The 10,174-nt window shown below is 67.2% G+C and carries 11 protein-coding genes and 1 tRNA gene; 5 read left to right on the top strand and 7 right to left on the bottom strand.

Annotated features, from left to right (window positions below; translation table 11 throughout):
• Positions 1–920: 920 nt before the first annotated feature.
• Complete coding sequence (locus ABD333_RS45670) at positions 921–1,742, bottom strand: hypothetical protein (RefSeq protein WP_344549182.1); 822 nt, start codon at positions 1,740–1,742, stop codon at positions 921–923.
• 205 nt (positions 1,743–1,947) lie between these two features.
• On the opposite strand from ABD333_RS45670, the gene ABD333_RS45665 reads away from it, so the two are divergent.
• Positions 1,948–2,652 carry a hypothetical protein gene (locus ABD333_RS45665; protein ID WP_344549181.1) on the top strand — a complete coding sequence of 235 codons (705 nt, stop codon included), beginning with the start codon at positions 1,948–1,950 and terminating at the stop codon, positions 2,650–2,652.
• 406 nt (positions 2,653–3,058) lie between these two features.
• Here the strand turns inward: ABD333_RS45665 and ABD333_RS45660 are convergent, their stop codons facing one another.
• The 3 genes from ABD333_RS45660 to ABD333_RS45650 form a co-directional block, all read right to left on the bottom strand.
• Positions 3,059–3,628 carry a hypothetical protein gene (locus ABD333_RS45660; protein WP_344549180.1) on the bottom strand — a complete coding sequence of 190 codons (570 nt, stop codon included), beginning with the start codon at positions 3,626–3,628 and terminating at the stop codon, positions 3,059–3,061.
• A 427-nt stretch (positions 3,629–4,055) separates the two neighbouring features.
• Positions 4,056–4,127, bottom strand: a tRNA-Val gene (locus tag ABD333_RS45655).
• A 78-nt stretch (positions 4,128–4,205) separates the two neighbouring features.
• Complete coding sequence (locus ABD333_RS45650) at positions 4,206–4,616, bottom strand: PGPGW domain-containing protein (RefSeq protein WP_344549179.1); 411 nt, start codon at positions 4,614–4,616, stop codon at positions 4,206–4,208.
• A 313-nt stretch (positions 4,617–4,929) separates the two neighbouring features.
• Here ABD333_RS45650 and ABD333_RS45645 point away from each other — a divergent pair, with 313 nt between their 5' ends.
• Positions 4,930–5,349, top strand: coding sequence for an SsgA family sporulation/cell division regulator (locus ABD333_RS45645; protein ID WP_344549178.1), 420 nt, complete (start codon positions 4,930–4,932; stop codon positions 5,347–5,349).
• On the opposite strand, the gene sthA is transcribed toward ABD333_RS45645, so the two are convergent.
• The 3 genes from sthA to ABD333_RS45630 form a co-directional block, all read right to left on the bottom strand.
• Positions 5,350–6,753 carry a Si-specific NAD(P)(+) transhydrogenase gene (gene sthA / locus ABD333_RS45640; protein ID WP_344549177.1) on the bottom strand — a complete coding sequence of 468 codons (1,404 nt, stop codon included), beginning with the start codon at positions 6,751–6,753 and terminating at the stop codon, positions 5,350–5,352.
• 68 nt (positions 6,754–6,821) lie between these two features.
• A complete protein-coding gene (locus ABD333_RS45635; protein ID WP_344549176.1) occupies positions 6,822–7,172 on the bottom strand; it encodes a DUF1801 domain-containing protein in 351 nt (116 codons plus the stop codon).
• A gap of 135 nt (positions 7,173–7,307) precedes the next feature.
• Positions 7,308–8,054: a TetR/AcrR family transcriptional regulator gene (locus tag ABD333_RS45630; RefSeq protein WP_344549175.1), complete on the bottom strand. Its 747-nt coding sequence runs from the start codon at positions 8,052–8,054 to the stop codon at positions 7,308–7,310.
• A 132-nt stretch (positions 8,055–8,186) separates the two neighbouring features.
• Between ABD333_RS45630 and ABD333_RS45625 the strand changes: the two genes are divergently transcribed.
• The 3 genes from ABD333_RS45625 to ppgK all read left to right on the top strand — a co-directional run bounded on the left by ABD333_RS45625 (position 8,187) and on the right by ppgK (position 10,171).
• Positions 8,187–8,933, top strand: a complete 747-nt coding sequence (locus ABD333_RS45625) for an SDR family NAD(P)-dependent oxidoreductase (RefSeq protein ID WP_344549174.1) — start codon at positions 8,187–8,189, stop codon at positions 8,931–8,933.
• On the top strand, positions 8,930–9,253 hold the full coding sequence (locus ABD333_RS45620; RefSeq protein ID WP_344549173.1) for an SMR family transporter: 324 nt from the start codon (positions 8,930–8,932) through the stop codon (positions 9,251–9,253). The genes ABD333_RS45625 and ABD333_RS45620 overlap by 4 nt, the downstream gene beginning before the upstream one ends.
• Positions 9,254–9,394: 141 nt before the next feature.
• Positions 9,395–10,171 (top strand): polyphosphate--glucose phosphotransferase, encoded by a 777-nt coding sequence (gene ppgK, locus ABD333_RS45615; protein ID WP_344549172.1) that lies wholly within the window; start codon positions 9,395–9,397, stop codon positions 10,169–10,171.
• The last annotated feature ends 3 nt before the right edge of the window (positions 10,172–10,174 follow it).

The raw sequence follows: 10,174 nt of genomic DNA, 5'->3' as shown, positions 1-10,174 counted from the left end.
CACGGGTTCGGGTGCGGGCGCTGCGTGTCGCGGCGGCGGGTACGGCGTGAACGGTGTCGACTGGCATGAGAGCCAAGCCTTCCCTGAAGCTGTAGCGCTCGGTCGCTGATATAGGTGAGCGACTCGGATACGCGGTGGAGACCAACGGCGGTACACGGCCAACAGCCAGTGCTACGGCTCGTGTCTCCTAGATATCTCTACGTCACCACAGATGTGGCTCCGGCGCCAGTACTAGGGCCACCACTGTTAAGTTCGGCGTGCAACTCTCACCAGCTGACCCAAATCATGCAGGGCTCGTTTGTATTTCGAGTCTCCGTTGCAATGGGCGGTGAGCCGACCCCCGACCAGCGGGAACGCGTAACCGTTCAAGCAAAGACGTAGGGCGTCGGCTCGGCTTCGATCAGCCTTATAAGGAAAATGATTCGGCTATAGCGCTTCGCGCAGCGCTTTTCGGATGACGTCCGGTTTTCAGCAGCCGACCAAGCGGAGCCCGTCAAGGGCCCCAGGACACCCGCCGATGGACGTTCGCGCCCACCCAACATGCGCCTGCTCGCCACCCGCGCCCCCACACCCGGATCCGCGACGTCGCCGCCCACCTCGCCGTCACCGAACGCCTGGTCCAGCACGTCACCCGAACCGCAAAAGATCCACCGAAGCCCCGGCTGACCTGGGCTAACTCAAACCCTTGTACCTGACCACACGAGTCTCACCGACACCTCAACTCCTGATCGACATCGGCTTCGACGCCGCCGCCCTGCCCGACGCCCGACGCCTCGACCGCCACGACCTGCTGCCCGACCAGTAAGACATGCCAACTGGGTCAGCACCGCGCAGGACTACGTGAGCGCCGCGAAGTCGGTGTGCTCTTGCTGCACCGCTTCGGGGTAGGCGGAGGCCTCCTCATGCTCGGCCAGGGCCCGCTAGTGCGCTGACCACATACGTTCACCGTGTCTGGTGACACGCCGCTCGACGTGCATGGCGTATGCGGCTGGTGGCTCCACTCTCGATGGCAACGTGATCGCTGTCGGGGGTGGAGGTGCGTGGATGGCAGCGTGGCTGATCTCGGTGCCCTGCCCCTCGTCCTGGCCCTCGATACAAATCAGGACCGAACCGTCGGCGAGGGTGCCATCACCTGGCAGCATCCTTCGATTCGTCGGTCCGTTGCTGCCCCACCAGAGCAGGTGGGGCCACCACGCCATGAGCGCCAGCCGCCGGTGCTTGTCCAGGTTCCACACGTTGTTCAGGCGCGGCAGCGGAGCGAATGCCCACCGCTCGTCGTAGTCCACCTCGACGTCGACACCGTACTCGCGAGCGAGTTCGATGAAGAATGGCTGGACAGCCCAGAACGCCTTCCGCGCTCGTTCGTCGTAGAGACCGGGCTTCTTGGTGAAGAACTCCTCGAAGGCGGCGGGCGTCTTGCAGATCGGAAAGGAGCTCGCGCGGGTTTGCGCGGCGGTCAAGTGGCCGCCGTGACATTGACGGGCGACCTCGAACGCCAGACACTCCAGCGCGCCGCGCAGATTGTTCACCACGTCGCCGACGATGGTACTGAAGTGCACCGGAAACGGCTGGTGGAACTTCAGCCGGTCGGTCACGTCGGTCAGCTCCGGAGTCACCGAGTACGGCGAGCTGTCGCGGAACGCGGCGATCTCGCAGCTGAGTTCGTCGAGGTGGATCCTCGCACGGTCGGCCTTGGCCCACCACGCGGAACCGGGGTCATCCCAGGCCGGGACGTAGTTCACGAACACGCTTCATCGAGGTCAACTGGATATCGGGTGGTCAGCGGCATCGGGATTCAGGAGCGACGGGAGCAGCCTGGCGGGCGTGACCATGGCTAGGAGTTCAGCGCCGCCTCGCTGGCTCACGTTCAACCATTGGCAGTGCCGGCGTCATACCAATAAGCGTCGGCGGAGTGCGATCAGGTCTCGACCCGCCGAAACTCCCCACATGGACTTCAGATGTCCTGACACCGACTGGAGCGCGCTTGCGGTCGCTCCCGCCTACTCCCAACTGGCGGGCGTCCTCGCCGGCTTCGTCTTCACCGGAATAGTCCTACTCCTGACCCAGCGTTCCCTCGGGATTCTTCGAGTCCGCACCCTGTCCTTGTTCTTCGCGGCCTTCTTCGTGCTCGCCCTGGACAGCTACCAGTGGGGTCTGATGGCAGGCGACAACGTCGATGTCAGGGCGTGTAACCGAATATGGACGGAAGCAGAGATCGCAAGTGGCCTTCTAGGGCTTGGTGCGGTCGCCATCATCAACGGCGTCGGCTGGCTCCTGGCGGCCCACCTCCAGCAGGAGGGGTCCCAGCAGGAGGAATCACAGACCGAGCATCAGCAGGTCGTGCGGCAACTCGAGGTGTTGTGCCGGTTCGCGCTCTACAGCATGGCCGCGATCGTCGCGCTCCTGCTTGGAGTCACCGGCAACGACTACCTCAAGATCGTTTTCATGGGACGTTCCTATCAGTGGACCCACTGGCTGGCCCTGGCGTATCCGGTGATCATCCTCGGCGTCCTGGTGTTCCTGCGGCGGAACCGCGGCGCCGACGTGTCCACGGCTCTCAAGCTCGGCGCTCTGGGAAGTATCACCTATGCGGCTATCGCCACCGCGTTTCTAGGCTCGATTGTGGGGATACCGGCCGAATTCTGGGTTTGATGCTCCTCTCTGGATGACCGGGCTGACCCTCGCCATCGGCCTTCTCATGCCAGCCCCGTGCCTGGTCGCGCTCGCCTACGCCACTCCGCGCTTCCAGCGCACCTGAGCGCATCGGTCACCATTGCAGTGTCCGACCCGCCCCACGGGCCTGGGACGATCAGGCGTACGCGGTTCTGCGTGCCTCGTACAGACGAAGCCTTCCTCGACCATCCACACCGCGGCGAAGGTGGTCCAGTACAGATTGCTGACGTTGCCGGTGATACGGGTCATCGCCATGTCACGGCCCCGCACAGTGGCGCGGGCCATAATCTCGTTGTCGAGCAGACCGAGGGTGCCGAATTGGTCGCCGTGGGCCAGCGAACTGCAGCCGCTCCAGACCACCTCGGCCAGGTCGGCGCGATTCCGGCTAGGTCGCCGGCGTCACGAACGATGCGGCTGTAGTCGGCGCGTGCTTAAGTTTCTGATGAGCCTCGTCCGCGGTGATCTTGAGGGCGGCGAGCAGGTCGTTCACCCGCGCGAGCGCCTCGTCCTTCGTTCTGGCCGCTGGCTGGTTCACCAGCTCCCGCATGCGATAGGAGCCCTTGACCTCCTTGCGCTGGAGCGCGAGCCGCCGGGTCATGCGGATGGGGCGGCCCTTGGGCCCGAGCAGCCACACCGCGCGGGCGCCGTTCTCTATCGCTCCGCGCACCAGGGAGGACTGAGCATGGGTCTGGATGCGGGCTTCGATGTGACCGTCGACCGGCGGCCCAAAGACCGAGGCACGAAGGCACTCGAGGTGGTCGGTCGCTACCGTCAGCGCGTGCCAGGCGTAGCCGGACAGGTCAAAGGGGTGGGTCTTGGCGTCGTCGCCGGCCAGCGGACTGCGCGCGGCGACGTTAGAGGCGTTCGGGTCGTTCTCCGTCTGCTCCCGTCGCTGCTGGGCCTTGTCGAGCAGGGCGGCGAGCTTGCGCAAGTCCCGTTCCTCGTCGCTATCCACAAAAGGTAACCGTACGCAGGCCATCCCGAGCGTAGCGACCCATATAGCTTCCCCGGATCTGGCGGAGGCACCCCGTCCAGCCGCACGCTAGACCCGCGCCGGAGCCGGGTTTGCGATCTCGGGGAGCACGCGGCCTCTGCCGATGACCGTCTGGGATTCCCCGATTCCGGGAGCAGGGGTTCCCGCCTGAGGACCGTTTCCCTCTGCGCCGCCGAACAGCGAGACCGCAGGGTGTGCCGTCGTTGTGGAAGCGGGGCCTCCGGCCGGTTACAGAGTCCTGCGGTGTCGTGAATGACTCCCAAGGACTCCGGCGAACCAACGCTGGACGAGGCGCGGCCACTCCCGAGAACGTCTGGCCGGGCAGGGTCAAACGATCAAGGGCCAGTTCCCGATCTTGGGGAACTGGCCGCTGAGCTCGGAGTTCGGGTGGGCGATACTGGGTTCGAACCAGTGACCTCTTCGGTGTGAACGAAGCGCTCTCCCACTGAGCTAATCGCCCCGGCGGAGCTGCCTTGCGGCGTTCCGACGTCGGAAACTCTAGCGCATCCAGGGGGGTGCTCACACATCGGTAAACGGGTCAGCTCCAGGGGGTCCAGTCCTCGATGTTCCACGGCAGGTTGAAGCTGTAGACCACGAGGTAGGCGATGACCGCGGCGCCGACGAGGATGCCGCCGACGATGGCCAGGATCGTGTTGCGGCGCTTCTTGCGGGGGTCGAGGGCCTTCTCCTTGGCCCTCTCGGCGGCCTGTTTGGCGTGGTGGAGGGCGCGCTTGGCCCAGGCGAACTCGGTGGCGAGGATCGCGAGGCCGACGATGATGCCCAGGATGCCGGGGCCGGGGGCGACCATCATGACGAGGCCGCCGATGAGGACGGTCACGCCCACGGTGAAGACACCCAGCCGCCAGGTCGTGTTGAGGAGGCGGTTCCGGCGGATGAACTCGCGGAAGCGAGTGAAGGCACCCGCGTCCTTTTCATGGTTTATTGCCACGTATTTACTCTATGTCAGAAGGATGGCCGCATCGGGCCGCAGGCCGCTTCCGGGCAACCAATCGCACCCTCCCGATCGTCACACATGGAGGGGCCGGCATGCCGCAGGGGCGTTCCGATTGATCCGCTTTTGCCCAGGTCAGGGCCCCGATGAACGAGCGTGAGATAGATCACACAGGGGGCCCGAGCCGGAATGTTCCCACATCTTGTCTCAGTTACGCGTCATAGATCGCGGGGACATCCGTGAGAGGGAGTGAGGTTCCCACCGGAACACGCCCGCGCGTTAAGCGGGACCGACGTCTGAAGGAATGGCCATGAACAGCAGCACTACCGTCTCAGCGGAGCTGGGCCTCCGTCTCGTCGTCCCTGACCGCACGACCGTCCCCCTGCTCGCCGGGTTGGAGTACGCGGCGGACGACCCGTATGCCATCCGGATGGCCTTTTATGTCGGCAACGACGAGCCGGTGGAGTGGATCTTCGCTCGCGAGCTGCTCACCGTCGGCATCGTGCGGAAGGTCGGGGACGGGGACGTGGAGGTGTGGCCCGCCGGGCCCGACAACGACACCATGCTCAACATCGCGCTCTCGTCGCCGTTCGGCAACGCGTTGTTCGAGGTGCCGCTGTCGCCGCTCGCGGATTTCCTGCACCGGACGTACCAGGTCGTACCGGCCGGCCAGGAGTCGGAGTTCGTCGACATGGACGCGGAGCTCGAGAACCTGCTGTGGCCGTCCTGATCACTCGCTGAGGCGGGCTATCTGGCGCATCTTGTTCATGGCGTCGAGGGCCGCCACCTTGTAGGACTCGGCGAGGGTCGGGTAGTTGAAGACGGCGTTCACCAGGTAGTCGACGGTGCCGCCGCAGCCCATGACGGTCTGGCCGATGTGGACGAGCTCCGTGGCGCCCGTGCCGAAGACGTGGACGCCGAGGAGGGAACGGTCTTCTGAGGAGACCAGGAGCTTGAGCATGCCGTAGGAGTCTCCGATGATCTGGCCGCGGGCGAGCTCGCGGTAGCGGGAGACACCTACTTCGAAGGGGACCTTGGCCTCGGTGAGCTCGTCCTCGGTGCGGCCCACGAAACTGATCTCCGGGATCGTGTAGATCCCGATCGGCTGGAGCTCGTGCATGCCTGTGACGGGTTCGTCGCAGGCGTGGTGGGCGGCGAGGCGGCCCTGCTCCATGGAGGTCGCGGCGAGCGACGGGAAACCGATCACGTCTCCCACGGCGTAGATGTGCGGCACCTCGGTGGCGTAGTCACCGTTCACCTTGATCCGGCCGCGGCCGTCGGCGGCGAGCCCGGCGGCCTCCAGGTTGAGCTCGTCGGTCATGCCATGGCGGCCGGCCGAGTACATCACGGTGTCGGCCGGGATGCGCTTGCCGCTTTCGAGGACGGTGATCGCGCCGCCGTTGCGGCGTTCCACGGAGGCCACGCTCTCCCTGAAGCGGAACGTGACGGCGAGGTCGCGCAGGTGGTACTTGAGCGCCTCCACCACTTCGAGATCGGCGAACTCCAGCATGCGGTCACGGCGTTCGACCACGGTCACCTTGGTGCCGAGGGCCGCGAACATCGACGCGTACTCGATCCCGATCACCCCGGCGCCGACCACCACCATGGTCTCGGGGATGCGTTCCATGTTGATGATGCCGTCGGAGTCGATGATCGTACGGTCGTCGAACTCCACCGTGCCGGGCCGCGCCGGCTTCGTCCCGGTGGCGATGACGATCTTGTCCGCGGTGACCTTGTGCTCGCGGTCGTGCCCGTTGCCGACGCCGATGGTGTGCGGATCCAGGAAGCGCCCGGTGCCGGCGAGAACGGTCACGTGGTTGCGGGCCAGCTGGCTGCGGATCACGTCGATCTCGCGGCCGATGACATGCTGGGTTCGCATGCCGAGATCGGCGACCGTGATGTCCTCCTTGACCCGGTAACTCTGCCCGTACAGCTCCCGCTGGTTGAGCCCGGTCAGGTAGAGGACGGCCTCGCGGAGGGTCTTCGACGGGATCGTGCCGGTGTTGATGCACACCCCGCCGATCATGTTGCGCCGGTCGGCGATGGCGACCCGCCGTCCGAGCTTCGCGGCGGCGATGGCCGCGCGCTGCCCGCCGGGGCCCGACCCGAGCACGAGGATGTCGAAGTCGTTCACGCCCCCAGTCTGGCCGCGCGCGGCGCCCCGCATAAGACCTACGAGGGAAGCAATCCCGCGCCTGCCTCCTACTGCTCGTCGAGGGCGACGGCCTGGGCGATGTAGTCGCGCAGGGCGGCGCGGTCGAGGTCTTCGAGCTGCTTGATCTTGACGTGCCTGGTCTTCTTCCCGACGCCCTGGAGCAGGCCGTGGTCGTCGGTGAAGTCGGCGCCACGGTCGAACGCGAACGTCAGGTGGGTCTTGCTCACACTGATGATCGCCAAGGTCTTGCGCCCCTTCCAGGCGGGCGACCCGTAAGCGATCACCTCTTCGGCGCCGGGAGCGCATTCGGCCATCAGCTCCCGGAGAGCGGCGACGAGGGGTCGCTGCTCAGGCGCGACCTTGCTTTCGACGAACTCGTCAACGGCCTTGCTGCCCATGGATGCCTCGCTTCGCCGGGGGGTGGGAGTCGCAATCCTGCGGCAAAACGATCATCGCGTCCAGAGGATCGGGCGATGGGGCGCGCACGTTCCTCGCACAGCTGGGGCGGCAGGTCAGGCGTGGCTACGCATCGCCTACAGATCGTGGCCAATTGTCGGTTGTGGGTCGTTCACAGGTCGCTGAAGGCCGGTTATGAGGTCGTCCAGGCCTGCTTTGATGCGCGCCAGGGTCAGGCCGCGCCGGTGGCGTTGGTAGCGGAAGAGGTTGGCGGCCAGCGGTGCCAGGAGGGCGTCCGCGAGGTACGGGGCGTCGGCGCCGGGGCGGACCTGGCGGATCAGCATCGTCAGGTGCATCTGGTAGAGCCCGTACGAGCCGTCATTGAAGCGGGCGTACGAGGAGTCCATCTCGGCCGCGAGAAGGAGTTCGGACTGCTCCTCCGTACGGTCGGCGAGCGCGTGCAGGAACGCCCGTACACGTTCCACGGGCGGTCCCCCTGGTCCCAGCGGCGGCGACCCCGTCAGGAAGCTCGCCTGGAACTCTCGCTCGCGGTCGTCGATCACGGCGTAGACCAGGCCGGCACGGTCGCCGAAGCGGCGGTAGACCGTGCCGACGCCGACTCCGGCCGCGCGCGCCACCTCGTCCATGGACAGCCCCTCGGCGCCGCGCGCCGCGATCACGTCCGCCGCGGCGGCGAGGATCTTGCGGCGGTTGTGGGCGGCGTCGGCTCGTTCCGCCGGCGGTCCGCCCGCGATCGGCAACGTGCGCTGACGCAGCCCGGAATGGCCGCCCACCGCGTCCCCGGTCCCGGCCTCGCTGCTCACCCGCACCTCGATTCGTTGCTCACCGGACGCCCTGGCCTCGTCGCTCAACCGCCCCGGCACCCGGCCTCGTCGCTCAACCGCCCAGCCTACCCAAGCGGAGAGCTCTCCGGTTTCAGTTGCCATGTGGAGAGTTCTCCGATTAGTCTCTGCCACGACTTAAGTGGAGAGTTCTCCGGTTAGGAGTGAACGGTGATGGGTGAGCTTGCGGGCAAGGTGGCGTTGGTGACCGGTGGCGGCCGGGGCATCGGTGCGGCGATAGCGCTGCGCCTCGCACGGAACGGGGCGGACGTGGCGCTGACCTACGTTCAGGCACCCGAACGTGCCGCCGCCGTGGTGCGTGAGATCGAGAAGCTGGGGCGCCGCGGGCTGGCGATCGCGGCCGATGCCGCCGATCCGGAGGCCGTCACGAGTGCGGTCGAACGCGCCGCGACCGAGCTAGGCAGGCTGGACATCCTGGTCAACAACGCCGGTATCGCACCTTATGGGCCCCTAGAGGACGTCCGGATCGAGGAGGTCGACACGACCCTGGCGATCCACGTCCGGGCGGCTTATGTGGCCTCTCAGGCAGCGGCACACCACCTTCGGGACGGCGGGGGCGGGCGGATCATCAGCATCGGCAGCAGCCTCGCCGAGCGGGTGCCCTATCCCGGCTGGACGCTGTACTCGATGAGCAAGTCCGCCCTGATCGGGCTCACGAAGGGGCTGGCCCGCGACCTCGGGCCCGCCGGCATCACCGCCAATCTCGTTCACCCGGGCTCGACGGACACGGAGATGAACCCCGCCGACTCCCCCGACGCCGACTTCGAACGAGGATTCACGGCCCTGGGCCGTTACGCGCGACCGGACGACATCGCCGCCACGGTCGCGCACCTCGCCGGACCCGCGGGCGCCTACATCACGGGCACCGCGATCACGGTCGACGGAGGTGTCACGGCGTGAAGGCCGCCTGGATCCTGCTGGTCGTGGCGGCCCTGCTGGAGCTGGTCTGGGCGACCGCGCTGAAGCAGTCCAACGGCCTGGCGCGGCTCTGGCCCGCCGTGATCGGCATGACGGTTGCCCTCCTCAGCGTCGTCGTGCTGTCGGTGTCGCTGCGTGATCTGCCGGTGGGCACGGCCTACGCGGTGTGGGTGGGGCTCGGGTCGCTCGGCGTAGCGATCACCGGCATCGTCGTCCTCGGCGAAAGCGCTTCTCCCGCCCGGGTGGCGTGCCTCGCCCTCATCCTCGTGGGTGTGATCGGCCTGAAGGTCGTCGACGGGTGACGCCACGGCCTGAAGGTCGTCGACGGATGACGCCACGGTGGGCGCGAGCGGCGACGCCCTCGGCGCGTCCGCGAACGTCCGGGCGGCGGCCTTGGGAGTGTCTTTAACGTGGCGGAGGACGGGCACGGGTAGGAGATGAGCATGGAGATGCTGGGCATCGACATCGGCGGGTCGGGAATCAAGGGCGCGCCGGTCGATCTCGCCACGGGCGAATTCACCCGCGAGCGGATACGCGTCGCGACGCCGCGGCCCGCCGAACCCGAGCCGGTCGCCGAGATCCTCGCGCGGATCGTGGACGACTTCGGCTGGTCCGGCCCGGTCGGGGCGACGTACCCGGGCGTGGTGGTGAACGGGGTCACGCGGTCCGCCGCGAACGTGGCCAAGAGCTGGATCGGGCTCGACGCCGTCAAACTGTTCGACGAGGCCACCGGGTGCCCGGTCACGCTCCTGAACGACGCGGACGCCGCCGGGATCGCGGAGATGAGCCACGGCGTGGGCAAGGGCCAGAAGGGCACCGTGGTCATGCTGACGCTCGGCACGGGGATCGGGAGCGCGCTGTTCACCGACGGGGTGCTGGTCCCCAACACCGAGTTCGGCCATCTGGAGATCGACGGCCACGACGCCGAGACGCGTGCCTCCGCCAAGGTCCGTGAGGAGGACGATCTCAGCTGGGAGCAGTGGGCCAAGCGCCTCAGCGACTACCTGGCCCACCTGGAGGCCCTGGTCACCCCTTCGCTGATCATCGTCGGCGGCGGGGTGAGCAAGAAGGCCGCCAAGTTCGTGCCGCTGATCCACAACGTGGCCGCCCCGGTCATTCCGGCGCGCCTGTTCAACAGCGCCGGAATCGTGGGCGCCGCGATGGCGGCCGCGGCCGCCGCACAAGCCCCCACCGCCCGCGACCTCACCCGCACGGCCTGACCC

The organism is Actinomadura fulvescens (assembly GCF_039533225.1).
In the GTDB taxonomy this organism is placed as follows: Bacteria; Actinomycetota; Actinomycetes; order Streptosporangiales; family Streptosporangiaceae; genus Spirillospora; species Spirillospora fulvescens.
This window is presented reverse-complemented; position numbering and strand designations above follow the sequence as displayed.

Excerpts from the sequence above, each read along its gene's own strand:
- ABD333_RS45625 (WP_344549174.1), top strand. The coding sequence starts at position 8,187 with ATGGGTGAGCTTGCGGGCAAGGTGGCGTTGGTGACCGGTGGCGGCCGG.
- ABD333_RS45635 (WP_344549176.1), bottom strand. The coding sequence starts at position 7,172 with ATGGGCAGCAAGGCCGTTGACGAGTTCGTCGAAAGCAAGGTCGCGCCT.
- ABD333_RS45665 (WP_344549181.1), top strand. The coding sequence starts at position 1,948 with ATGGACTTCAGATGTCCTGACACCGACTGGAGCGCGCTTGCGGTCGCT.
- ppgK (WP_344549172.1), top strand. The coding sequence starts at position 9,395 with ATGGAGATGCTGGGCATCGACATCGGCGGGTCGGGAATCAAGGGCGCG.
- ABD333_RS45645 (WP_344549178.1), top strand. The coding sequence starts at position 4,930 with ATGAACAGCAGCACTACCGTCTCAGCGGAGCTGGGCCTCCGTCTCGTC.